The sequence below is a fragment of the Janthinobacterium sp. 1L-D-8-B-C4 genome, from assembly GCF_057291295.1.
Map to the genome: position 1 here is coordinate 103291 of NZ_JBXAVX010000016.1, position 22441 is coordinate 125731.

Annotated in this window: 23 protein-coding genes; 20 read left to right on the forward strand and 3 right to left on the reverse strand. The window is 62.1% G+C overall.

Annotation, left to right across the window (positions count from 1 at the left end; all coding sequences use genetic code 11):
- The first annotated feature begins 7 nt into the window (after window positions 1–7).
- The 14 genes from AC0Z42_RS23970 to AC0Z42_RS24035 all read left to right on the forward strand — a co-directional run bounded on the left by AC0Z42_RS23970 (window position 8) and on the right by AC0Z42_RS24035 (window position 14003).
- Window positions 8–610 carry a methyltransferase gene (locus tag AC0Z42_RS23970; RefSeq protein ID WP_485470652.1) on the forward strand — a complete coding sequence of 201 codons (603 nt, stop codon included), beginning with the start codon at window positions 8–10 and terminating at the stop codon, window positions 608–610.
- Between the two features lie 79 nt (window positions 611–689).
- On the forward strand, window positions 690–992 hold the full coding sequence (locus AC0Z42_RS23975; RefSeq protein ID WP_485470653.1) for an FmdB family zinc ribbon protein: 303 nt from the start codon (window positions 690–692) through the stop codon (window positions 990–992).
- 46 nt (window positions 993–1038) lie between these two features.
- Window positions 1039–1662, forward strand: coding sequence for a DUF502 domain-containing protein (locus AC0Z42_RS23980; protein ID WP_485470654.1), 624 nt, complete (start codon window positions 1039–1041; stop codon window positions 1660–1662).
- 70 nt (window positions 1663–1732) lie between these two features.
- On the forward strand, window positions 1733–3529 hold the full coding sequence (gene aspS, locus AC0Z42_RS23985) for an aspartate--tRNA ligase (protein WP_485470724.1): 1797 nt from the start codon (window positions 1733–1735) through the stop codon (window positions 3527–3529).
- 82 nt (window positions 3530–3611) lie between these two features.
- Window positions 3612–4082: a dihydroneopterin triphosphate diphosphatase gene (gene nudB / locus AC0Z42_RS23990; RefSeq protein ID WP_485470725.1), complete on the forward strand. Its 471-nt coding sequence runs from the start codon at window positions 3612–3614 to the stop codon at window positions 4080–4082.
- A 17-nt stretch (window positions 4083–4099) separates the two neighbouring features.
- Complete coding sequence (locus AC0Z42_RS23995) at window positions 4100–4375, forward strand: hypothetical protein (protein ID WP_485470655.1); 276 nt, start codon at window positions 4100–4102, stop codon at window positions 4373–4375.
- A gap of 76 nt (window positions 4376–4451) precedes the next feature.
- Complete coding sequence (locus AC0Z42_RS24000; RefSeq protein ID WP_485470656.1) at window positions 4452–5273, forward strand: endonuclease/exonuclease/phosphatase family protein; 822 nt, start codon at window positions 4452–4454, stop codon at window positions 5271–5273.
- A gap of 8 nt (window positions 5274–5281) precedes the next feature.
- Window positions 5282–6445 (forward strand): cardiolipin synthase ClsB, encoded by a 1164-nt coding sequence (clsB, locus tag AC0Z42_RS24005; RefSeq protein WP_485470657.1) that lies wholly within the window; start codon window positions 5282–5284, stop codon window positions 6443–6445.
- Complete coding sequence (locus AC0Z42_RS24010) at window positions 6442–6831, forward strand: RNA-binding S4 domain-containing protein (RefSeq protein WP_485470658.1); 390 nt, start codon at window positions 6442–6444, stop codon at window positions 6829–6831. The genes clsB and AC0Z42_RS24010 overlap by 4 nt, the downstream gene beginning before the upstream one ends.
- Window positions 6832–7059: 228 nt before the next feature.
- The gene (locus tag AC0Z42_RS24015; RefSeq protein ID WP_485470726.1) at window positions 7060–7665 is read left to right on the forward strand and encodes a TetR/AcrR family transcriptional regulator; all 606 of its coding nucleotides are present in this window, start codon (window positions 7060–7062) and stop codon (window positions 7663–7665) included.
- Between the two features lie 67 nt (window positions 7666–7732).
- Window positions 7733–9523 (forward strand): acyl-CoA dehydrogenase C-terminal domain-containing protein, encoded by a 1791-nt coding sequence (locus AC0Z42_RS24020; RefSeq protein ID WP_485470659.1) that lies wholly within the window; start codon window positions 7733–7735, stop codon window positions 9521–9523.
- A 14-nt stretch (window positions 9524–9537) separates the two neighbouring features.
- Window positions 9538–11937 (forward strand): 3-hydroxyacyl-CoA dehydrogenase/enoyl-CoA hydratase family protein, encoded by a 2400-nt coding sequence (locus AC0Z42_RS24025; protein ID WP_485470660.1) that lies wholly within the window; start codon window positions 9538–9540, stop codon window positions 11935–11937.
- 21 nt (window positions 11938–11958) lie between these two features.
- Window positions 11959–13155: an acetyl-CoA C-acyltransferase gene (locus tag AC0Z42_RS24030; RefSeq protein ID WP_485470661.1), complete on the forward strand. Its 1197-nt coding sequence runs from the start codon at window positions 11959–11961 to the stop codon at window positions 13153–13155.
- Window positions 13156–13223: 68 nt separating this feature from the next.
- Window positions 13224–14003: an enoyl-CoA hydratase gene (locus AC0Z42_RS24035; protein ID WP_485470662.1), complete on the forward strand. Its 780-nt coding sequence runs from the start codon at window positions 13224–13226 to the stop codon at window positions 14001–14003.
- A gap of 16 nt (window positions 14004–14019) precedes the next feature.
- Here AC0Z42_RS24035 and AC0Z42_RS24040 read toward each other — a convergent pair whose 3' ends face one another.
- Window positions 14020–14898, reverse strand: coding sequence for a LysR substrate-binding domain-containing protein (locus AC0Z42_RS24040; protein ID WP_485470663.1), 879 nt, complete (start codon window positions 14896–14898; stop codon window positions 14020–14022).
- Between the two features lie 103 nt (window positions 14899–15001).
- Here AC0Z42_RS24040 and lldD point away from each other — a divergent pair, with 103 nt between their 5' ends.
- The 5 genes from lldD to AC0Z42_RS24065 all read left to right on the forward strand — a co-directional run bounded on the left by lldD (window position 15002) and on the right by AC0Z42_RS24065 (window position 20411).
- A complete protein-coding gene (gene lldD, locus AC0Z42_RS24045; RefSeq protein ID WP_485470664.1) occupies window positions 15002–16147 on the forward strand; it encodes an FMN-dependent L-lactate dehydrogenase LldD in 1146 nt (381 codons plus the stop codon).
- A gap of 151 nt (window positions 16148–16298) precedes the next feature.
- Window positions 16299–17777 carry a serine hydrolase gene (locus AC0Z42_RS24050; RefSeq protein WP_485470665.1) on the forward strand — a complete coding sequence of 493 codons (1479 nt, stop codon included), beginning with the start codon at window positions 16299–16301 and terminating at the stop codon, window positions 17775–17777.
- 66 nt (window positions 17778–17843) lie between these two features.
- Entirely contained in the window at window positions 17844–18452 is a 609-nt protein-coding gene (locus AC0Z42_RS24055; protein ID WP_485470666.1) for a TetR/AcrR family transcriptional regulator, read from the forward strand.
- An 81-nt stretch (window positions 18453–18533) separates the two neighbouring features.
- The gene (locus AC0Z42_RS24060) at window positions 18534–19700 is read left to right on the forward strand and encodes an iron-containing alcohol dehydrogenase (RefSeq protein ID WP_485470667.1); all 1167 of its coding nucleotides are present in this window, start codon (window positions 18534–18536) and stop codon (window positions 19698–19700) included.
- 33 nt (window positions 19701–19733) lie between these two features.
- Entirely contained in the window at window positions 19734–20411 is a 678-nt protein-coding gene (locus AC0Z42_RS24065) for a type 1 glutamine amidotransferase domain-containing protein (protein WP_485470668.1), read from the forward strand.
- A 7-nt stretch (window positions 20412–20418) separates the two neighbouring features.
- Here the strand turns inward: AC0Z42_RS24065 and AC0Z42_RS24070 are convergent, their stop codons facing one another.
- Window positions 20419–21012, reverse strand: a complete 594-nt coding sequence (locus AC0Z42_RS24070; protein ID WP_485470669.1) for a TetR/AcrR family transcriptional regulator — start codon at window positions 21010–21012, stop codon at window positions 20419–20421.
- Between the two features lie 44 nt (window positions 21013–21056).
- On the opposite strand from AC0Z42_RS24070, the gene AC0Z42_RS24075 reads away from it, so the two are divergent.
- Window positions 21057–21605, forward strand: a complete 549-nt coding sequence (locus tag AC0Z42_RS24075; RefSeq protein WP_485470670.1) for a dihydrofolate reductase family protein — start codon at window positions 21057–21059, stop codon at window positions 21603–21605.
- On the opposite strand, the gene AC0Z42_RS24080 is transcribed toward AC0Z42_RS24075, so the two are convergent.
- A complete protein-coding gene (locus tag AC0Z42_RS24080) occupies window positions 21569–22405 on the reverse strand; it encodes a metallophosphoesterase family protein (RefSeq protein WP_485470671.1) in 837 nt (278 codons plus the stop codon). The two genes, AC0Z42_RS24075 and AC0Z42_RS24080, sit on opposite strands and share 37 nt — an antisense overlap.
- Between the last annotated feature and the right edge of the window lie 36 nt (window positions 22406–22441).

The window sequence follows — 22441 nt, forward strand, 5'->3', positions numbered from 1 at the left end:
GATAGTGATGGCTGACTTTCAGACCCGCGATCCGCTTTCTCCCGCGTTCTGGGACGAGCGTTTCGACAAGCAGTTCACGCCCTGGGACCAGGGGGGCGTGCCAGCGCGCCTGGCGCAATTTGTGGCTGGCAGCCCGGCGCCGCTGCGCTGCCTGATCCCCGGCTGCGGTTCGGCGTATGAGCTGGCCTTCATGCTCGATCATGGCTGGGATGCTACCGCGATCGATTTTTCGCCGGCCGCCGTGGCGGCGGCTCGCACCGTGCTGGGCGAGCGGGCAGGGCAGGTGGAACTGGCCGATTTCTTTGCCTGGCAGCCAGCCGCGGCGCTGGACCTGATCTACGAGCGGGCGTTTCTGTGCGCCATGCCGCGCGCCATGTGGCCGCAGGTCGCCGCTCGCTGGGCGCAGCTGCTGGCGCCGGGCGCCATGCTGGCTGGCTACTTTTTCTTTGACGACAACGCCAAGGGGCCGCCGTTCGGCATCGGCCGTGAACAGTTGTTTGCCTTGCTGGCGCCGCATTTTGACTGCCTGGCCGATGAAAGCGTCGACGATTCGATTGCCGTCTTTGCCGGCAAGGAGCGATGGATGAGCTGGCGCCGCAAGGCCGGCTGAACCTGCCCCGGCTATTTCTGCTAAGAGCCGTGGAAAAGCTTTATAATTCAGGGTTTTTGATGATTTTTGCGGAGTTCTGATGCCGATTTACGCTTACCGCTGTGAAGAGTGTGGTTTTGCCAAGGATGTCTTGCAAAAGATGTCCGATCCCGTGCTGACGGTGTGCCTGTCGTGCGGCAAGCCCAGTTTCAAGAAACAACTGACCGCCGCCGGCTTCCAGTTGAAGGGTACCGGCTGGTACGCCACCGATTTCCGTGGCGGCACGGCGCCGACCACCGCCATTCCGACCGGGCCTGCCGACAGCGCCAAGCCGGCCGCCGACAGCGCGCCTGCCGCCGCCACGCCAGCGGCGACGCCGGCTGCCACGCCAAAGGCGGACTGAAACACTGCGGCGCAAGCCGCAGCCCGTGGCCATTACCGAGAAACCGATGCGTAAATACTTTATTACCGGATTGCTGATTTTAGTGCCGCTGGCCATCACGGTCTGGGTACTGAACCTGGTGATCGGCACGCTGGACCAGTCCTTGTTGCTGGTGCCGCAACGTTTCCGCCCGCAGTCGCTGTTTGGCTTTGACATTCCCGGCCTGGGCACGATACTGACCATATTGATCGTGTTCCTGACTGGCTTGCTGACCAACAACCTGGTCGGCAACTACGTGGTGAAACTGTGGGAGCGTCTGCTGCAGCGCATTCCCATCGTCAACTCCCTGTATTCGAGCGTCAAGCAGGTGTCGGACACCCTGTTTTCCTCGTCGGGCAACGCGTTTCGCAAGGCCGTGCTGGTGCCGTATCCGCACCAGAACTCCTGGACCATCGCCTTTTTGACGGGTGTGCCAGGCGGCGATGCGGCGAACCACCTGGTGGGCGACTATGTCAGCGTGTATGTACCGACGACGCCCAACCCCACATCGGGCTTTTTCCTGATGATGAAACGCAGCGATGTGGTCGAGCTCGACATGAGCGTCGACGCGGCGCTCAAGTACATCGTCTCGATGGGCGTGGTGGCGCCCGCAGAAGTTGTTGCTGTGCCAGCCTTGGCAGCCAAAGAATAAAGGCAGGCGTCCCATGCGGGGCGTGGCCGGATTGAACACTCACTAACCTGAACTGAGAATTTTTATGTCTATGCGTACTGAATATTGCGGCCTCGTCACCGAAGCCATGCTGGGACAAACCGTCAGCCTGTGCGGCTGGGTACATCGCCGCCGCGACCATGGCAGCCTGATCTTCATCGACCTGCGCGACCGCGAAGGCCTGGTGCAAATCGTCTGCAATCCGGAACAAGCCGAGATGTTCAAGGTGGCCGAAGCCGTGCGCAATGAATTCTGCCTGCGCGTGACCGGCGTGGTGACCAACCGTATCGAAGGCACGGTCAACAACAACCTGAAATCGGGCAAGATCGAAGTAGTGTGCTCGGAACTGGAAGTGCTGAACCCGTCGGTGCCGGTACCGTTCCAGCTCGACGACGACAACCTGTCGGAAACGACGCGCCTGACGCACCGCGTGCTGGACCTGCGCCGCCCGCAGATGCAGAACAACCTGCGCCTGCGCTACAAGGTGACGATGGAAGTGCGCAAGTACCTCGACAACCTGGGCTTCATCGACATCGAAACGCCGATGCTGACCAAGTCGACCCCGGAAGGTGCGCGCGACTATCTGGTGCCGTCGCGTGTCAACGCCGGCAGCTTCTTCGCGCTGCCGCAGTCGCCGCAGCTGTTCAAGCAACTGCTGATGGTGGCCAACTTCGACCGTTACTACCAGATCACCAAGTGCTTCCGCGACGAAGACCTGCGCGCCGACCGCCAGCCTGAATTTACCCAGATCGACTGTGAAACGTCGTTCCTGACGGAGCAGGAAATCCGCGACCTGTTCGAAGACATGATCCGCGTGGTGTTCAAGAACACCCTGAACATCGAGCTGCCTAACCCGTTCCCGGTAATGGACTTTGCCGAAGCGATGGGCCTGTACGGTTCCGACAAGCCGGACATGCGCGTCAAGCTGGCGTTTACCGACCTGACCGAAATCATGAAAACGGTCGAGTTCAAGGTCTTCAACGGCGCCGCCAACATGAAGGGCGGCCGCGTGGTGGGCCTGCGCATTCCGGGCGGCGGCAGCATGCCGCGTTCGGAAATCGACGCCTACACCCAGTTCGTCGCCATCTACGGCGCCAAGGGCCTGGCCTACATCAAGGTCAACGAGAAAGCCAAGGGCCCTGAAGGCCTGCAGTCGCCGATCGTCAAGTTCCTGCCGGCCGACGTGCTGGCCACCATCCTCGAGCAGACCGGCGCGCAAGACGGCGACCTGATCTTCTTCGGCGCCGACAAGGCCAAGGTTGTCAACGACGCCATCGGCGCGCTGCGCGTGAAAATCGGCCACAGCGAATTCGGCAAGAAAGCCGGCCTGTTCGACGACGTATGGAAGCCATTGTGGGTGGTCGACTTCCCGATGTTCGAACACGACGAAGAAGCGGACCGCTGGACCGCCACCCACCATCCGTTCACGGCGCCGAAAGACGGCCATGAAGACATGCTGGAAACCGATCCGGGCGCCTGCATCGCCAAGGCCTACGACATGGTCCTGAACGGCTGGGAACTGGGCGGCGGTTCGATCCGTATCCACCGCGAAGAAGTGCAGTCGAAAGTGTTCCGCGCACTGAAGATCGATGCCGAAGAAGCCCAGCTGAAATTCGGCTTCCTGCTCGACGCGTTGCAATACGGCGCGCCGCCGCACGGCGGCCTGGCATTCGGCCTGGACCGTATCGTGACCATGATGACCGGTTCCGAATCGATCCGCGACGTGATCGCCTTCCCGAAAACCCAGCGCGCGCAAGACTTGCTGACCCATGCGCCGTCGGAAGTGGACGAGAAGCAACTGCGCGAACTGCATATCCGTTTGCGCAGCGCCGATCCTAAAGTAGCGTAAGGCCCGGGCGGTCGCGCAAGCGGCCGCTGTTTGAGCAAGCTAAATAAAAAGGCGCTGACAAGGCGCCTTTTTCATGACTGACATGAGCCATAAAATCCCCGTTTCCGTGCTGGTCGTCATTCATACGGCCGACCTCGAAGTACTGCTGATCGAGCGCGCGGGGCAGCCCGGCTTCTGGCAATCGGTCACCGGTTCGATCGACGACGTCGACGAACCGCTGGTGCAGGCAGCCACGCGCGAGCTGTTCGAAGAGACCGGCATCGTTGCCGATGGCCAGTTGATTGCGCTGCAGGACTGGCAGTTGTCGAACATCTACGAGATTTATCCGGTCTGGCGCCACCGCTACGCGCCCGGCGTACTGCACAATACGGAACATGTATTCAGCGTGCGGGTGCCGCGCGACTGCGTCGTGACCGTCAATCCGCGGGAACACCTGCGCTATACGTGGCTGCCGTATCTGGCGGCGGCCGACCAGTGTTTTTCTTCTTCCAATGCGGAAGCCATCTTGCAATTGCCTGCGATTACGGGTCTTGCCCCGAGAGAAAGTACCTGATGCTGAACTGGAATTATTTGACGATGCAACAAAAGCTGCTGGGCGCGCTTGGTATCGCGTTCTGCATCTGCGTGATCCTGGCCTTGTTCCGCTTTAATCCGCCCGAGCGCACGCCGCCGATCGGCATGCCGCTGGTGGCGCTGGGCTGGCTGCTGCATCCGGGGGCGTTTATGCCCGGCAAGCGCACGGTGGCCTGGCGCGGCGCGCCGCTGCTGGTCAAGATCGTGTGGGCGGCCGCCATCACGGCCCTGCTGGTCAGCGTGACGGCCGGCGTAGGGCGCATGCTGGCTTGATTCAACTTGCCGGATGGGGCGCACGCGCGCACCATTGAAGCAGCGAAAAGCGCTCGTCTGGGAGTAGAATCAATGCATGAAAATCCGCGTAGCAACTTATAATATCCACAAGGGCGTCTCCTCCGTACGGGGACTGCCCCGCGTGCATGCCCTCAAGCAGGCGATTGCCCTGTTCGATGCCGACGTTGTCTTCCTGCAAGAAGTGCAGGGCAAGCACGACCGCAATGCGGCCCGCTATGGCGCAGAGACGCATGGCCACAAGCATTGGCCGGAAGCGTCGCAGCATGAATTCTTTGCCGGCCCCGAGCATCATACGGCTTACGGCATGAACGCCGTGTACGACCATGGCCACCACGGCAACGCCTTGCTCAGCAAATATCCGATCGGCTCCCAGGTCAACCACGACGTGTCGGACCATGCGTACGAGCAGCGGGGCATCCTGCATTGCGTGCTGAAAACACCCGATGCCGACGTGCACTGCTATGTGGTGCACCTGGGCCTGTTCGAGTCCGGGCGAGGCCGCCAGACGCAGGCCCTGATCGACGCCGTGATGGCCTCGGCGCCGAATGGCGAGCCGGTGATTATTGCCGGCGACTTCAACGACTGGCGCAATACCCTCAGCGACAAGCTGAGAAATGCGCTGGGCGTGGTGGAAGTATTCGACCAGCGCGCTTCGAATTCGGCGCTGGGCGACCTGGTGCGGACCCTGGCGCGGCGCCAGGCGCGCCCGCCGGTGCCGGTGCCGGCGCGCACCTTTCCGGCCGCCTTGCCGTGGTTCCGCCTCGACCGGATCTATGTGCGCGGCTTCCAGGTGGAAGGCGCGCAAGTAATGCACGGCACCTTGTGGGCAAAATTGTCGGATCACGCGCCGATCGTTGCCGCCTTGAAACTGGCATAGAGTCGCGCATGCGTTCAGTTCATTACACCGCCCACAACGACATCCAGCTGCTCAAATGTGGCACCGACTATTTTCCCGCGCTGATCGGCGCCATCGACAGCGCAAAGAAAGAGGTCTATTTCGAGACCTATATCTTTGCCGACGATGCCACCGGCACCCTGGTGCTCGATGCCCTCAAGCGGGCGGCCGCGCGCGGCGTGCTGGTGTGCATGATTACCGACTGGTTCGGCACCGGCCGGCGCCGGGTCAACGCCATGCATGCCCAGCTGGAAGCGGCCGGCGTGCATCACCGCGTGTTCAACCCGTGGTTCCTGCGCGGCATCACGCGCACCCACCGGAAAATCTGCGTGGTCGATTTCGAAGTGGCGCTGGTGGGCGGCATCAATATCAACGACGACATGTTCTGCGACTACGACCACAATATCAGCCTGGAAGCGCCGCGCTGGGATTTTGCGGTGCAGGTGAAAGGCCCGCTGGTCGACGCCATCCATATGGAAGCGCAGGCGCAGTGGGCGCGCCTGGGCAAGATGAACCTGGTGCGCCGCATCAAGCTGTATCGCAAGATGCGGGTGGTCGGCAAGGAGCTGGCGAAGAACCCGGTGGTGGCCGGCTTCGTGGTGCGCGACAACCTGCGCAACCGCCGCACCATCCAGCGCGCCTATCTGCAGGCGCTGGGCCAGGCGCGCAAGAGCGTGATGCTGGCCAACCCGTATTTCGCACCCGGCCACAAGCTGCGCCGGGCGCTGGCGCAGGCCGCCCAGCGCGGCGTGGACGTGGTGCTGCTGATCGGCGTGGGCGAATTTCGCATGCAGGACGCGGTGGCGCACTCGTTTTATCCGAAGCTGCTGGCGGCCGGCGTGAAGATCGTCGAATACCGCAAGACGCAGCTGCACGCCAAGGTGGCGGTGGTCGATGACGACTGGGCCACGGTGGGTTCGAGCAATATCGACGCGCTGAGCCTGTTCCTGAACCAGGAAGCCAATGTGGTGATCAAGGACGTGGCGTTTGCCCAGGCCTTGCGCCAGCATATAGAACAGGGCATTGCCGACGGCAAGGTGATCCACCAGGACGACTTCAAGCATATCGGCCGGGTGCAGCGCATCGGTTATGAACTGGCGTTCTGGACCTACCGCCTGGTAATGCGCATTTTTTCGGTAGGGAAATACGCATGAACGAAATGACCAATTTGCGCATCGACAAATGGCTGTGGGCGGCGCGCTTTTTCAAGACGCGCACCTTGGCCAGCGAGGCCGTCGATACGGGCAAGGTAAAGGTTGGCGGCGAACGTGTAAAACCGGCGCGCGGCCTGCGCATCGGGGACGAGCTGGCGATCGACAATGGCTCCGACACCTGGGAAGTGGCGGTGCTGGGCCTGTCCGACAAGCGCGGCGCGGCGCCCGTGGCGCGCCTGCTGTATGCCGAAACGCCGGCCAGCATCGCCCGCCGCGAGCAGGCCCAGGAAGAGCGCAAACTGTTCCGCGAGCCGGGCAGCACCATCAAAGGGCGGCCGACCAAGCGCGACCGCCGTCAACTGAGCAAGGCCGGCGACCTCTCCTGAGGTGGTTCAATACGCCGTTTCCTGGCCGTGATAAGGCGGCCGGGAATTGCTGCATCGCATCAATAGAACGCCCGCTCTAAATTTCGTGTTTGACTTTTGAGGCTCACTGGATAATAGTACGAGCGTTCGGATTTTTTCATGGCGTGCTTTTTTTTGCCGCGCCGGCAAAATCCACCAGATTGGCACCATTACTTTAGAACGGTCATTTTGAATACTTCAGTCAAATTCATGCGCAAGGGCGAACTGACCCGGGCCGCCATTCTCGACGTGGCGCTGGACCTGTCCAGCCGCGACGGCCTGGAAGGGCTGACCATCGGGCTGCTGGCCGACAAAATGAACATGAGCAAGTCGGGCGTGTTTGCCCACTTCGGCTCGCGCGAAGATTTGCAGATGGAAGTGCTCAAGCTCTACCACCATCGTTTCGAGCAGGAAGTGTTTTTCCCTGCCATGAAGGAGCCACGTGGCATCGCGCGCCTGCAATCGATGTTCGCGCGCTGGGTCAAGCGCGTCAGCGTGGAAATCGCCTCGGGCTGCATTTATATCAGCGGCGCCGTCGAGTATGACGACCGCCCGGGTCCGATCCGCGAGTCGCTGGTGGCGATGGTGCAAGCCTGGCAGGGCGCCTTGCTGCGCAGCGTGCAGCAATCGATCGCGTCGGGCGACCTGAAGGCGGGCACCGACGCCCAGCAGATGGTGTATGAAATGTATGGCCTGATTCTGGCCCTGCATCACGACGCGCGCTTTTTGCGCGTGCCGGGCAGCATCGAGCGGGCGCAGCGCGGTTTCGAGCGCCTGATCGAGTCGTACCAGAACCACGCCGCCGTCACAGAATAAGAAGTTCAGCAGCATCCGCAACAACGAACACATACCAACATTCAGCTAATGCCTTGAGGAGAAAATAATGGGTCAATACGTCGCGCCTATCCGTGATATGCAATTCGTTCTGCATGAGTTCCTGAACGTCGGTGAAGAACTCAAAGCCATGCCCGATTACGCCGATGTCGATGCCGACATCATCAACCAGGTGCTGGAAGAGGGCGCCAAATTCACCTCCGAAGTACTGTTCCCGCTGAACCACTCGGGCGACCGCGAAGGCTGCAAGCACGACGCCGCAACCCACACCGTGACCACGCCAAAAGGCTTCAAGGAAGCGTACAAGCAGTACGTCGATGGCGGCTGGGCGGCATTGGCCTGCGATCCGGAATACGGCGGCCAGGGCCTGCCGGTGGTACTGAACAACTCGTTCTATGAAATGCTCAACTCGTCGAACCAGGCCTGGTCGATGTACCCTGGCCTGTCGCACGGCGCCTACGAGTGCCTGAAGGAACATGGCACCGACCACCAGAAACAGGTCTACCTGCCGAAACTGGTGTCGGGCGAATGGACCGGCACCATGTGCCTGACCGAACCGCATTGCGGCACCGACCTGGGCCTGCTGCGCTCGAAAGCGCTGCCACAGGACGACGGTTCGTGGCTGATCACCGGCAACAAGATTTTCATTTCCGCCGGCGAACACGACATGGCGGAAAACATTCTGCACCTGGTGCTGGCCCGCGTGCCGGACGCACCGGAAGGCTCGAAAGGCATTTCGCTGTTCCTGGTGCCGAAGTTCCTGCCGAAAGAAGACGGTTCGGTTGGTGAGCGCAACCCGATCACCTGCGGCGCCATCGAAGAAAAAATGGGCATCCACGGCAACTCGACCTGCCAGATGAACCTGGACGGCGCGCGTGGCTGGATCATCGGCCAGCCGAACAAGGGCCTGAACGCCATGTTCGTGTTCATGAACGCGGCCCGCCTGGGCGTGGGCATGCAGTCGCTGGGCCTGACCGAGATCGCGTTCCAGAATGCGCTGATCTACGCCAAGGACCGTACGCAGATGCGTTCGCTGTCCGGCATCAAGAACCCGGAACTGCCGGCCGACCGCATCATCGTTCACCCTGACGTGCGCCGCATGCTGCTGACCGGCAAAGCCTACGCCGAAGGCGCGCGCGCTTTCACGTCATACGTGGCGCTGCAGATCGACCGCGAACTGCACCACCCGGACGCCGACGTGCGCAAGGAAGCGGCCGACGAAGTCGCGCTCTTGACGCCCGTGATCAAGGCCTTTATTACCGACAACGCCTGGATCGCCACCTCGGACGCGATGCAAGTGTTCGGCGGCCACGGCTATATTTCGGAATGGGGCATGGAACAATACGTGCGCGACGCGCGCATCAACATGATTTACGAAGGTACCAATACCATCCAGTCGCTGGATCTCTTGGGCCGCAAGATTTTGGGCGACAACGGCGCCAAGCTGCGCAAGTTCGGCGAGAAGATCAAGGCGTTTGTCGAAGACAACGGCACCGACGAAGCGATGAGCGAATTCGTCACGCCATTGGGCGACCTGGGCGACAAGGTCACCAAGCTGACCATGGAAATCGGCATGAAGGCGTTCCAGAATCCGGACGAAGTGGGCGCGGCCTGCGTGCCTTACCTGCGCGTGGTCGGCCACATGATCTACAGCTACCTGTTCGCGCAGATGGCGAAGATCGCACTGGAAAAAGAATCCAGTGGCGACACCTTCTACACCGCCAAGCTGGCCACCGCGCGCTTCTATTTCGCCCGCCTGCAACCTGAAACGGCCACCCTGATCCGCCAGGCGCGCTCCGGTTCGGCCAACCTGATGGCACTCGACGCAGACCTGTTCTAAGACTTGAGGAAAATATGACCAATTTCATCGTTAAAAAAGTTGCCGTTCTCGGCGCCGGCGTGATGGGCGCGCAGATCGCCGCCCATTGCATCAACGCGAAAGTGCCGGTGGTGCTGTTCGACCTGCCAGCGAAGGAAGGCCCGAAGAACGGCATCGTCCTGCGCGCCATCGAGAACCTGAAAAAACTGTCGCCTGCGCCACTGGGCAACAAGGATGACGCGGCCCTGATCCAGGTCGCCAACTACGAAGACAACCTGGACCTGCTGGCCGGTTGCGACCTGATCATCGAAGCCATCGCCGAGCGCATGGACTGGAAACACGACCTGTACCAGAAGGTGGCGCCGCATATCGGCCCGAACGCGATCTTCGCCTCGAACACCTCGGGCCTGTCGATCACCAAGCTGGCCGAAGGCTTTGATGCGGACCTGAAATCGCGCTACTGCGGCGTGCACTTCTTCAATCCGCCGCGCTATATGCACCTGGTCGAAATCATCCCGACCGAATTCACGAAGCCTGAAATCGCCGACCAGCTGGAAGGCTTTTTGACCACCACCCTGGGCAAGGGCGTGGTCCGCGCCAAGGATACGCCGAACTTCATCGCCAACCGCGTCGGCGTGTTCGGCATCCTGGCCATCGTGCACGAAGCCGAAAAATTCGGCCTGTCGGTCGATGTCGTCGATGATTTGACCGGCGCCAAGCTGGGTCGCGCCAAGTCGGGTACCTTCCGCACCGCCGACGTGGTTGGCCTGGACACCATGGGTCATGTGATCAAGACCATGCAGGACTACCTGCCGAACGACCCGTTTGCCGCCGTCTACAAGACGCCGGATGTGCTGGCCAAGCTGGTGGAAAAAGGTGCGCTGGGCCAGAAGAGCGGCGCCGGCTTCTACAAAAAGGTTGGCAAGGAGATTCAACGCCTCGATTTCGCCACCGGTGAATACGTTGCCGGCGGCGCCAAGGCAGCCGACATCATCGCCCGCATCCTGAAAGAAAAAGATCCTGTCAAGAAGATGAAGGCGCTGCACGATTCGACCAATCCGCAGGGCCAGTTCCTGTGGGCGATCTTCCGCGACGCCTTCCACTACATCGCGATCCACCTCGACACCGTGGCCGACAATGCGCGTGATATCGATTTCGCCATGCGCTGGGGCTTCGGCTGGAACGTCGGCCCGTTTGAAACCTGGCAGGCCTCGAACTGGCTGCAAGTGGCCAACTGGGTCAAGGAAGATATCGACGCCGGCAAGGCACTGTGCAATGCACCGCTGCCAGCCTGGGTCTTCGAAGGCCCGGTCGCTGACAAAGGCGGCGTGCATACGGCCGAAGGTTCGTACTCGGCTGTGTCGAACAGCTTCGTGCCACGCTCGACCTTGTCGGTCTACGACCGCCAGCCATTCCGCGCACCAGTCATCGGCAGCGGCGCGGTGGACGGCAAGACGGCTGGCACCACCGTGTTCGAAGACGAATCGGTACGCGTCTGGCATACGGGCGACGATGTCCTGATCATCTCGTTCAAGACCAAGCTGCACGTGATCGGCGAAGGCGTCATTAATGGACTTAAATTCGCATTGGCGGAAGCCGAGAAGAACTTCAAGGGCCTGGTGATCTGGCATGCGGATGCAGCTGAAGGCGGCGCGTTCTCGGCCGGCGCCGACCTGCAGTCGGCTTTGCCGGCGTTCATGCAAGGTGGCGTGAAAGCGGTCGACCCGATTATCGCCGAACTGCAGAACACGTTCATGAAGCTGAAATACGCGAACGTGCCGGTGATCGCCGCAGTGGCGGGCCTGGCGCTGGGCGGCGGCTGCGAGCTGGCGCTGCATGCGTCAAAACGCGTGGCCTCGATCGAGTCGTATATCGGCCTGGTGGAAGTGGGCGTGGGTCTGATTCCCGCCGGCGGCGGTTTGAAAGAAGCGGCGCAGCGCGCCTACAAACAAGCCAATGGCAATGACATTTTGCAGTTCCTGAAAGTGGGCTTTACCAATGCCGCTACCGCCAATGTGTCGAAGTCGGCGCTGGAAGCGAAAAAAATGGGCTACCTGAAGGAAGACGACGTCATCGTCTTCAATGCCTACGAGCTGCTGCACGTGGCCAAAGTCGAAGCGCGCGCCATGTTCGACGCCGGTTTCCGTCCAGCCCTGCCATCGCTGATCCAGGTGACGGGCCGTTACGGCTGGGGCACCATCAAGGCGCAACTGGTCAATATGCGCGACGGCGGCTTTATCTCTGCGCACGATTTCAAGCTGGGCGAAATGATCGCCGAGATCGTCTCGGGCGGCGATATCGACCAGGGCAGTTTTGTCAGCGAACAGTGGCTGCTGGACATGGAACGCAAGGCCTTCCTGGAATTGCTGAACCATCCGAAGACGCAGGAACGCATCATGGGCATGATGCAGACCGGCAAGCCAGTGCGTAACTAAATCGATAAGCGAAAGCAGACTATGAGCAAACAACTTCAAGACGCGTATATCGTCTCCGCCACCCGCACGCCGATTGGCAAGGCGCCGCGCGGCATGTTCCGGAACACCCGTCCCGACGACCTGCTGGTGCGCGTGCTGCAATCGGCCCTGGCGCAAGCGCCTGGCCTGGATCCGGCCCTGATCACCGACGCCATCATCGGCTGCTCGTTCCCGGAAGCCGAACAGGGTTTCAATATCGCCCGCCAGTCGGTGCTGCTGGCCGGCATGCCGAAAAGCGTCGGCGGCGTGACCGTCAACCGTTATTGCGCCTCGGGCATCACCGCGATCGCCATGGCCGCTGACCGCATCCGCGTCGGCGAAGCCGATGTGATGATCGCCGGCGGCATCGAATCGATGTCGATGGTGCCGATGATGGGCCACCACCCATCGATGAACCTGGACATGTTCAGCGACGAAAACATCGGCATGGCCTACGGCATGGGCCTGACCGCTGAAAAAGTGGCGCAGCAATGGAAAGTGTCGCGCGAACAGCAGGACGCGTTCTCGGTCGAATCGCACCGCCGCGCCATCGCCGCCCAGCAAGCCGGCTTCTTCAAGGCCGAAACCACGCCGGTCGAGATCATCACGCGCACGCCGAACCTGGCCACCGGCCAGGTGGACGTGAGCCGCCGCACCGTCGATACCGACGAAGGCGCGCGTGCCGATTCGACCATGGAGTCCTTGGCCAAGCTCAAACCGGTGTTTGCCGCCAAGGGCAGCGTCACCGCCGCCAACAGCTCGCAGATGTCGGACGGCGCCGGTGCGCTGTTGATCGTCAGCGAAAAAATCCTGCGCGAGCATAACCTGACGCCGCTGGCCAAATTCTCGTCGTTCGCCGTGCGCGGCGTGCCGCCGGAAATCATGGGCATCGGTCCGAAGTTTGCGATTCCCGCCGCCTGCGCCGCCGCCGGCATCACGCAGGACCAGCTGGACTGGATCGAACTGAACGAAGCGTTTGCCGCGCAAGCGCTGGCCGTGATCGGCGACCTGGGCCTGGACCCATCGAAAGTGAACCCGATGGGCGGCGCGATTGCCCTCGGCCACCCGCTGGGCGCGACCGGCGCCATCCGCGCCGCCACCGTGATCCACGCGCTGCAGCGCACCAAGCAGAAGTACGGCATGGTGACGATGTGCGTGGGCGCCGGCATGGGAGCCGCCGGAATTTTTGAACGCGTATAACGCGGTACTGCGATAACAACAAAGGCGCTGCGGACTGTTCCCGGCGCCTTTTCATTTTTGGAGACACCATGGATATTTTGTGCAGCAAGAGCGACGGTATATTGACGCTGGAATTCAACCGCCTGGAACGCAAGAATGCGATTACCGGCGCGATGTACCAGACCCTGGCCGACGCGCTGGTGGCGGCCGAAACCGACACCGAAGTACGCGCCATTCTGTTGTGCGGCAAGCGCGAGATTTTCACCGCCGGCAATGACCTCGACGACTTCATGAAGACGGCGCGCCCGAAAGACGGTTCGCTCGACCATGACCGCCCGGTGTTCCAGTTCATGCGCGCGCTGTACGGTTGCGGTAAACCAGTGGTGGCGGCTGTCTCGGGTCCGGCGATCGGTATCGGCACCACCATGCTGATGCACTGCGACCTGGTCTACGCGGCCGACAACGCCAGCTTCTCGATGCCGTTCACCCAGCTGGGTTTGTGCCCGGAATTTGCCTCCAGCCTGCTGTTCACGCAACTGGCCGGCTACCCGCGCGCGGCCGAAAAACTGATGCTGGGCGAAGCCTTCCCGGCGCAAGAGGCGCTGGAAATGGGCCTGGTCTCGAAAGTGCTGCCGCTGTACGAACTGATCCCGTTCGCCCAGGCCCAGGCGGCCAAGCTGGTGGCCCTGCCAGCGGCCTCGATCCGCGCCACCAAGCGCCTGATGAAGCAAAGCCGCATGGAGCCAATCAAGGCGGCAATTGCCGACGAAAACCAGCTGTTCGGCGCCATGCTGGGCGCACCGGAAGCGAAGGAAGCGTTTACGGCGTTCTTCCAGAAGAGGAAGCCGGACTTCAAGCAGTTTGCCTGAGTAGTTGGCACCGGCGCTATTGCTGCATCTGCGCCGCCAGTTCCAGCCAGGCGCGCGCCGCTGGCGGCAGCCAGGCTTGTCGGCGCCAGGCCAGCGTCATGTGCCAGTCGGTGTGCGGTTCATCGAGCGCCGCGCGCCAGATGCCGGCATGCGTGTATTTTTCCGCCAGCATGCGCGGGAAGAATGCCACGCCCAAGCCCGCCGCCACCAGGTCGACGATGAAATCGATCTGTGCGCTGCGCGCGGTGATCTTCGGCTGCACGCCCTTGCGCTCGCAGGCGTCGAGGATGATGCGGTTCAGCGCAAAGCCGCCTTCGAACAGGATGAAGGGGGTGCTGGCCAGTTGCGTGAAGTCGACGCGCTCGCTGCCGGCCAGCGGATGGCTGGCCGACATCAGGGCCACCAGCGGTTCCACCCGCACTTCCTGGAAATCAAAGTCGGCATGCACGGGCGCCAGGATGGCCGCCACGTCGATCTCGCCGTCGTGCAGGCACTGGTTGAGTTTCTTGCCGCCATGCTCCAGCAAGGCGATCTCGATGTCCGGATAGCGGCTGCGGTAGGCGGCGAACATGGCGGCAAACACCACGCCGCTGCCGACCGGCGGAATGCCGATCCTCAGCACGCCTCGCTGCAGTCCCTTCAGTTCATCGAGTTCTGCCAGCAAGTCCTGGCGTTCGGCCAGCATCGTCTGCGCGCGGCGGTAGGCGATGTCTCCGGCAGGCGTCAGCTCGATGCGGTGGCCGAGGCGGTTCAGCAAGGGCAGGCCGAGTTCCTCTTCCAGCGTTTTGACGGCCTTGCTGACGGCAGACTGTGTCAGCGACACGTTTTCGGCCGCTTGCGAAAAGCCGCCTTGGCGCACTACCTCGACAAAGATGCGCAAGGTTCGTAGATTCATCGGTATTCCATTTGCGACTGGATATTAGAAAAATAATTTGTTTGCATCATAGCAAAGGCAAGCTTATCCTGTTCATCTCCACACACCGGCCTGGCTCTCCATCATGATCATCTCTTCCGCCTCCGATTACCGCACAGCGGCACGCCGCAAGCTGCCACGATTCCTGTTCGACTATATCGATGGCGGCGCCTACGCCGAGCATACCCTGGCCGCCAACAGCGCCGACCTGGCGGCGATCGGCCTGCGCCAGCGGATATTGAGGAATGTCGGCCAGCTGAGCCTGGAAACGCAGTTGTTCGGCCAGAAGCTGGCCATGCCGGTCGTCCTGAGCCCGGTCGGCCTGACCGGCATGTTTGCGCGCCGCGGCGAAGTCCAGGTGGCGCAGGCGGCGGCCAGCAAGGGCGTGCCGTATTGTCTGTCGACCGTGTCGGTGTGCCCGATCGAGGAAGTGGCGTCGCAGAGCAGCGCGCCGATCTGGTTCCAGCTATATGTGCTGAAAGATCGCGGTTTCATGCGCAATGCGCTGGAACGGGCGCAGGCGGCCGGCGTCACGAACCTGGTGTTTACGGTCGACATGCCGACCCCGGGCGCCCGTTACCGCGATGCGCATTCCGGCATGTCCGGGCCTTGGGCCGCACCGCGCCGCATGCTGCAGGCGATGACCAGACCAGCCTGGTCCTACGATGTCGGCCTGATGGGGCGCCCCCACGACCTGGGCAATATCTCCAAATACCTGGGCAAGGCGATTACGCTGGAAGACTACATCGGCTGGCTGGCGAATAACTTCGATCCATCGATCAGCTGGAGCGACCTGGAATGGATACGCGAATTCTGGAAGGGCCCGATGATCATCAAGGGCATCCTCGATCCGCAGGACGCCAGGGATGCGGTCAGCTTCGGCGCCGATGGCATCGTGGTGTCGAACCATGGCGGGCGCCAGCTCGATGGCGTGCCGTCCACCGCCCACGCGCTGCCGGCGATTGCCCAGGCGGTCGGCAGCGACCTGACGGTGCTGGCCGATTCGGGCGTGCGTTCCGGGCTCGACGTGGTGCGCATGCTGGCGCTGGGCGCGCGCGGCGTGCTGCTGGGACGTTCGTCCGCCTATGCGCTGGCGGCCGATGGGCGCCATGGCGTGGAAAACCTGCTCGACATTTTTGCCCGCGAAATGCGGGTGGCCATGACGCTCACCGGCGTGACCTCGATCGACCAGATCGATGAATCCATCCTGGTGGGCGGGCGCGGACTTTAACCGGCGGTACGCGCGCTGCCGGTTTCATCTCATGCATGGCCGCCGCAGATCTTCTTGTTTCGCAAACCACCACAATCCGGTAGTCTGATTGCCGAGGTACTTCAGATTCGCTCTCGCGGCCCTGGCACCCACCCAGCTGAATGGACGCAAGATGAAAGTGGCAGCATTGATCAGTGGCTTGTGCCTGGCGTTCCCGGTATGGGCGCAAGGTGCACCAGGCACGTCCGAAGGCGTGATGGCCTTTCTCAGGCAGAAGATGGTCCAGCAGAAGATTCCTGCGCTACAGGTGGCTGTCATCCAGCATGGCAAGGTCGTCGAGCTGGCCGCTGCCGGCATCGCCAACGTGGAAAACGGCGTGCCGGCCACCAACGACAGCCTCTTTTCGATCAATTCCTGCACCAAGGCGTTTACCGGCGTGGCTGTCATGCAGCTGGTAGAAGAGGGCAAGCTCAAGCTCAACGATCCCATCTCGCTGTATCTGGACGACTTGCCGCCGTCCTGGCGCGCGTTGACGATACGCCAGTTGATGACGCACACGTCGGGCCTGCCCAATATCATCGACGAAAAGGAAAACCTGCTGGGCGGCGACGATGAGGCGCTGAGCTGGAGCAGGGTCAAGGCCTTGCCGTTAGAGTTTGCGCCGGGAGAGCGCTACAGCTATAACCAGACCGGTTATGTCATCATCGGCAGGATCATTGAAAAGCTCACCGGCGAGACGTTCGTGCACTTCGTGGAGAACCGGCAATTCAAGCCTGCCGGGCTGACGCATACACGTTTCGGTGATTCCTCCGATGTGATTCCTCATTCGGCGGGAGCGTACAGTTATTTGCATAACGAGGGCGGCAAATGGCTCACGGGCAAGCGCCTCTCTACCGCGTATGTCACCTTTCCCGGCTACTTCCGCACCGCCGCCGGCATCGTCTCCAACGCTGGCGATATCGCGCAATGGCTGCTCGCCCTGCAAAACGGAAAGCTGTTGAAACACCAGGCTAGCCTGCAAGCCATGTGGAGTCCATATGTACTCAACAATGGCAAGACCCAAGGACCGAATGACTTGCTCAATGGTTCGGCGCTGGGCTGGCCCGTGACGGCGCGTAGTGCGCATCGCGCGGCAGGCCCTATCGGCGGCATGCGCTCGGCCTTCTTCGTGTATCCCGAGGATGATCTGTCGGTGGTAGTGCTGACCAATCTGCAGGGCGTCAATCCGGAACTGTTTATCGATGAAATTGCCGGCTTCTATGTGCCGGCGATGCATCCGTCGACAGGTTTTGGCTTGCCGCCGGCAGTGCTGCCCCTGCGTAAGCTGCTGTTGCAGCGCGGCTTCGAACAGGCGCCGCAGGCGTGGGCGCAATTGCGGGCAGACGATGCAGCGGCCTTGCCCGATGAAGAGGCGCTCAATGTATGGGGCTACAAATTGAGCACCCAGGGGCAGGTGCCACAGGCCCTGGCCATCCTGCGCCTGAATGCCAGCCTGCATCCGGCCAGCGCGAATGCCTACGACAGCCTGGCCGAAATCCTCGAACTGGCAGGCGACAAGCCGGGCGCCATCGCCAACTACACGCGCTCGCTGGGGCTTGATGCCGGCAATGACCATGCCAGAGAACGTCTGCAAATGCTGCAAGTGCACTGAAGCTGCTGGCGCCGCGCCATGCATTCAACTATAGACGACTGGTCTAATCATGCTATACTGTGTCGCATGAAAGCCCAATACACCGACGTCCGCCAGCACATCCTTGACCAGGGCAAGGCCATTATCACGCGCAAGGGTTTTGCCGGCGTGGGCCTGAACGAGATCCTGACGGCGGCCGATGTGCCCAAGGGCTCGTTCTACCATTATTTCAAGTCCAAGGAATTGTTTGGCGAGGCGATGCTGGCCGATTATGTGCAGCGCTACCTGGCCGAGATGGACGTCGTGCTGGGCCAGCCCGGCCAGAGTGCGGCGCAATCCTTGATGGATTACTGGGCCAGCTGGACCAGCGAAAGCCTGGACGGCAGCGGTTGTGACTGCCGTTGCCTGGTGGTCAAGCTGAGCAGCGAAGTGGCGGACATGTCCGAACCGATGCGCATGACCTTGCTGGACGGTACCAACCGCATTATCGCCAGGCTGGCGCTGGCCATCGGGCAGGGAAGGGTGGACGACTCCCTGCCGTCGGTAACCGACCCGGCGCAGATGGCGGCGAACTTGTACCAGCTGTGGCTGGGTGCGGCCATGCTGACCAAGCTGCGGCGCGATGACAGCGCCTTGAAGTCGGCCTGGCAGGCAACCTTGAACATGCTGGAACTGCCAGTCGAACGCATCATCTGAACAGAGCAGGCGGGCGGTTGACGTCCGCATTTTTTTGAATCAATTTTTAGACGACCAGTCTAATAATAGGAAGGCGAAAATATGAAGAATTTTGAATTCCATAACCCCACCAAAATCGTTTTCGGCGCCGAGACGGTCGCCAAACTGTCCACGCTGGTACCGCACGACGCGCGCGTGCTGATCCTGTACGGCGGCGCCAGCGCCGAAAAGACCGGCACCCTGGCCGAAGTGCGCACGGCCCTGGGCCAGCGCAGCGTGCAGGAGTTTGGCGGCATCGAACCGAACCCCAGCTATGAAACCCTGATGCGTGCGGTGGCGCAGGTGCGCAGCGAAAAGCTGGACTTCCTGCTGGCTGTCGGCGGTGGCTCGGTTATCGACGGCACCAAGTTCGTTGCCGCCGCCGCCCTCCATGACGGCGAGCCCTGGGACATCGCCGAACGCGGTGGCGCCAATATCGCGCAAGCCTTGCCATTCGGTGCTGTGCTGACCTTGCCGGCGACCGGTTCGGAAATGAACAGCGGCGGCGTGGTGACGAAAAAAGCCACGCAGGCCAAGCTCAGTTTCCGCAGCCCGCTGCTGTACCCGCAGTTTTCCGTGCTCGACCCGAGCAAGACGTTTACCCTGCCGGCCAAACAGGTCGCCAATGGCCTGGTCGACGCGTTCGTGCACACCACGGAGCAGTACCTGACCTACCCGGTACAGGCGCGGGTACAGGACCGCTTTGCCGAAGGCCTGCTGCAAACCCTGGTCGAAATCGCACCGCAGGCGGTCGCCGCGCCCGACGACTACGAAACGCGCGCCAATCTGATGTGGACCGCCACCCTGGCCCTGAATGGCCTGAATGGCCTGATCGGCGCTGGCGTGCCGCAGGACTGGGCCACCCACATGATCGGCCATGAACTGACGGCCCTGTACGACATCGACCATGCGCGCACGCTGGCGCTGGTGCTGCCAGCACTGCTGGAGGTACAGCGCGAGCAAAAACGCGGCAAGTTGCTACAGTATGGCGAGCGCCTCTGGAATATCACCGAAGGCAGCGACGACGAACGCATCGATGCCGCCATTGCCCACACCCGCGCGTTCTTTGAAGGCTTGGGCATTCCCACCCGTTTGTCGGCCTATGACCTGGGCCAGGAAGCGGTGGAAGCGGTACTGAAGCAACTGGCAGCACATGGCATGACCGCACTGGGCGAACACCGCGATATCGACCTCGCGCGCAGTCGCCTTATCCTCGAAGCAGCACTGTAACCCACCCTCGCAAGCTCACTGAAAAGGAACAACATGAACATCCTGATGGTAATGACCTCGCACGACAAACTGGGCGACACCGGCAAGAAAACCGGCTTCTGGCTGGAAGAATTCGCCGCGCCTTATTACGCGCTGAAAGAAGCGGGCGCCACACTGACGGTGGTCTCGCCGCTGGGCGGCCAGCCGCCGCTGGACCCGAAAAGCGATGAAGCCGATTCGCAGACCGACGCCACGCGCCGCTTCAAGGCCGACCCTGCTGCGCAAGCAGTACTGGCCCATACCGGCAAGCTGTCCGAGGTGAAAGCGGCCGACTTCGACGCCGTGTTCTACCCCGGTGGCCACGGTCCGCTGTGGGACCTGGCCGAAGACCAGCACTCGATCGCGCTGATCGAACAGATGATCGCCGCCGGCAAGCCGGTCGCCACCGTCTGCCACGCACCGGGCGTGCTGCGCCATGTGAAAGGCGTCGATGGCAAACCGCTGGTCAATGGCAAGCGCGTTACCGGCTTTACCAATACCGAGGAAGAAGCGGTGGGCCTGACCAAGATCGTGCCGTTCCTGGTCGAAGACATGCTCAAGGCAAACGGCGGCGACTATTCGAAGCTGGGCGACTGGCAGCCTTATGCGATCATCGATGGCCTGCTGGTGACTGGCCAGAATCCGGCATCGTCGGAAGCGGCGGCGGAAGCGCTGATCAAGCTGCTGGCGTAAGGTCCGGCTAATGCGTTTGGCGGGCCGCCATGCCCGCCAGGATCAGGCCGACCGAGGCCTGCCATTGCGTCTCGCTGGCCGGCCTGCCCGCCAGCGCATGGCCATGCAGGAAATCGACCAGCGCATCGCGCCCGCGCAGCCGGGTTTTTCTATCCAGTTGCATGCCCTCGACGGCCAGCTCAAACAGGGCCGTAAACCGCTCGGCCACGTCGGCCTGTGTTACCAGCCCGCGCGCCATCAGGCGCACGAAGTAGGGCGTGGCGCTGATCAGTTCCAGGTACAGCGCGCACAGCGCCAGCAAACGCCGCAGCGGAGCCTGGCGCCGCGTAAACGGCGGCTGCGCCGGATCGAGCGCTGCAAAACGCTTCAGCATCAAGGCCAGCAGCAACTCCTCTTTTCCCGGATAGTAGTGATACACGGCCATGGCATCGACGCCCAACTTGTGCGCCAGTGCGCGCATGGAAAACGCTTCGCCTTTTTCTTCCAGCAGGACCAATGCCGCCTGCAGGATGCTGGCGCTGTCCAGTGCGGGCGCGGTGCGGCGCGGACGCCCGACACGGCGCACGTCAGGTTCGATGGCTTGAATTTTTTGGGTTTTCATGGGCATAATTCTACACTGTAGAATTAAATGAAAGCACTACTCCCATGCAAAAACTTTTTGTCAGCGTTTTTCTCGGCATCAGCCTCGATGGCTGCATCGCGGGAGAGAATGGCGACCTGTCCTGGCTGGCCGAACTGGCCCCCGACTCGCCCGAGGCCACCGGCTATACGGCCTTGATGGATCAAGTCGATACCCTGCTGATCGGCCGCACCACCTATGACGCCGTGCTGGGCTTTGAGCCGTGGCCGTACGCGGGCAAGCGCGTGGTGGTACTCAGCCACCGCGATTTTGCGCCGCGCCACGGGGAGCAGCGTCGCGAAGGCAGTGTACGGGAAGTGCTGCGGGAGTTGGCAGGGCAGGGTTGCCGACACGTGTATCTCGACGGCGGCGCCATCATCCGCGCCGGCCTGCGCGAGGGCGTGATCGACAGCCTGACCCTGTCCGTGCTGCCGGTGGTGCTGGGCAAGGGCGTGCGCCTGTTCGAGGACGGCCTGCCGCGCAGCGACTGGCGGCTGGATGGCACGCTGCAGCTGCCCAGCGGCGTGGTGCAGCTGCGCTACCTGGCGATGTCGACGATCAAACCGGGATTGTAGTTGTCGTTTTCCGGCATGCCGTCGGCCATTTGATAGCCGCAGGGATTGCAGACCACGCGGCATTGCTTGATGCGATAGTCGTGCGAGGCGTGCATATGGCCATGCACCCACAGGTCGGCCTGCGCCACCAGCGCGTCCAGCTGGGACGCAAACGCGGGTGAGCCAAGATTGGTGGCGTAGCGCTCTTCCACCGAGCGCATCGACGGCGCCATATGCGTGATCACCACCGTGGCGCCGTCGAAAGGCTGCGCCAGCCGTGCCGAAAGCCAGGCCTTGTGCCGCGCGTGCAGGGCGGCCGTATCCTCGGCGCACAGCAGGCGCGGCTCGTCGCCACCTGTGCTGATGCGCTGGTAGTCGGGCATGTACGCCTGCGCCGCGTTCAAGGCCTCTTCCTGGCGCTCCGCACCGAACAGCAAAAAATCCGTCCACAAGGTGGCGCCCAGAAAGCGCACGCCATTCAACTCCAGCGTATCGCCATCGAGCAGGCGGATCTGCGCGCCTTGCGCATTGGCGCTGGCGCAGGCCTTGCGCACATCCATCTGCATCTGTTCCAGCTGGTGGCCATAGCCCTCGTGATTGCCATGCACGTACAGCACCGGCAACGCGCCAAAGGTGCGCGCGGCCCAGGCGATCGCGTTGGCGCCCGTGTCGATATCGCCGGCCAGTATCACGGCGTCGGGGCGGCCGGACAGGTCGATGGCGGGCGCGTTCTCGCGCCACATTTCCAGGTGCAGGTCGGACAAAATCAGCAGACGCATGGCAGACAGGCGCAAGGCGCGCGGCAGTGGACAGGCGTCCATCCTGACACAAACTTGACCGGCATGCGCTGGCAACGG

Bases quoted from the DNA above. Each gene is read 5' to 3' on its own strand.
- AC0Z42_RS23970 (WP_485470652.1), top strand. From the start codon at position 8: ATGGCTGACTTTCAGACCCGCGATCCGCTTTCTCCCGCGTTCTGGGAC.
- AC0Z42_RS23975 (WP_485470653.1), top strand. From the start codon at position 690: ATGCCGATTTACGCTTACCGCTGTGAAGAGTGTGGTTTTGCCAAGGAT.
- AC0Z42_RS23980 (WP_485470654.1), top strand. From the start codon at position 1,039: ATGCGTAAATACTTTATTACCGGATTGCTGATTTTAGTGCCGCTGGCC.
- aspS (WP_485470724.1), top strand. From the start codon at position 1,733: ATGCGTACTGAATATTGCGGCCTCGTCACCGAAGCCATGCTGGGACAA.
- nudB (WP_485470725.1), top strand. From the start codon at position 3,612: ATGAGCCATAAAATCCCCGTTTCCGTGCTGGTCGTCATTCATACGGCC.
- AC0Z42_RS24000 (WP_485470656.1), top strand. From the start codon at position 4,452: ATGAAAATCCGCGTAGCAACTTATAATATCCACAAGGGCGTCTCCTCC.
- clsB (WP_485470657.1), top strand. From the start codon at position 5,282: ATGCGTTCAGTTCATTACACCGCCCACAACGACATCCAGCTGCTCAAA.
- AC0Z42_RS24010 (WP_485470658.1), top strand. From the start codon at position 6,442: ATGAACGAAATGACCAATTTGCGCATCGACAAATGGCTGTGGGCGGCG.
- AC0Z42_RS24015 (WP_485470726.1), top strand. From the start codon at position 7,060: ATGCGCAAGGGCGAACTGACCCGGGCCGCCATTCTCGACGTGGCGCTG.
- AC0Z42_RS24020 (WP_485470659.1), top strand. From the start codon at position 7,733: ATGGGTCAATACGTCGCGCCTATCCGTGATATGCAATTCGTTCTGCAT.
- AC0Z42_RS24025 (WP_485470660.1), top strand. From the start codon at position 9,538: ATGACCAATTTCATCGTTAAAAAAGTTGCCGTTCTCGGCGCCGGCGTG.
- AC0Z42_RS24030 (WP_485470661.1), top strand. From the start codon at position 11,959: ATGAGCAAACAACTTCAAGACGCGTATATCGTCTCCGCCACCCGCACG.
- AC0Z42_RS24035 (WP_485470662.1), top strand. From the start codon at position 13,224: ATGGATATTTTGTGCAGCAAGAGCGACGGTATATTGACGCTGGAATTC.
- AC0Z42_RS24040 (WP_485470663.1), bottom strand. From the start codon at position 14,898: ATGAATCTACGAACCTTGCGCATCTTTGTCGAGGTAGTGCGCCAAGGC.
- lldD (WP_485470664.1), top strand. From the start codon at position 15,002: ATGATCATCTCTTCCGCCTCCGATTACCGCACAGCGGCACGCCGCAAG.
- AC0Z42_RS24050 (WP_485470665.1), top strand. From the start codon at position 16,299: ATGAAAGTGGCAGCATTGATCAGTGGCTTGTGCCTGGCGTTCCCGGTA.
- AC0Z42_RS24055 (WP_485470666.1), top strand. From the start codon at position 17,844: ATGAAAGCCCAATACACCGACGTCCGCCAGCACATCCTTGACCAGGGC.
- AC0Z42_RS24060 (WP_485470667.1), top strand. From the start codon at position 18,534: ATGAAGAATTTTGAATTCCATAACCCCACCAAAATCGTTTTCGGCGCC.
- AC0Z42_RS24065 (WP_485470668.1), top strand. From the start codon at position 19,734: ATGAACATCCTGATGGTAATGACCTCGCACGACAAACTGGGCGACACC.
- AC0Z42_RS24070 (WP_485470669.1), bottom strand. From the start codon at position 21,012: ATGAAAACCCAAAAAATTCAAGCCATCGAACCTGACGTGCGCCGTGTC.
- AC0Z42_RS24075 (WP_485470670.1), top strand. From the start codon at position 21,057: ATGCAAAAACTTTTTGTCAGCGTTTTTCTCGGCATCAGCCTCGATGGC.
- AC0Z42_RS24080 (WP_485470671.1), bottom strand. From the start codon at position 22,405: ATGGACGCCTGTCCACTGCCGCGCGCCTTGCGCCTGTCTGCCATGCGT.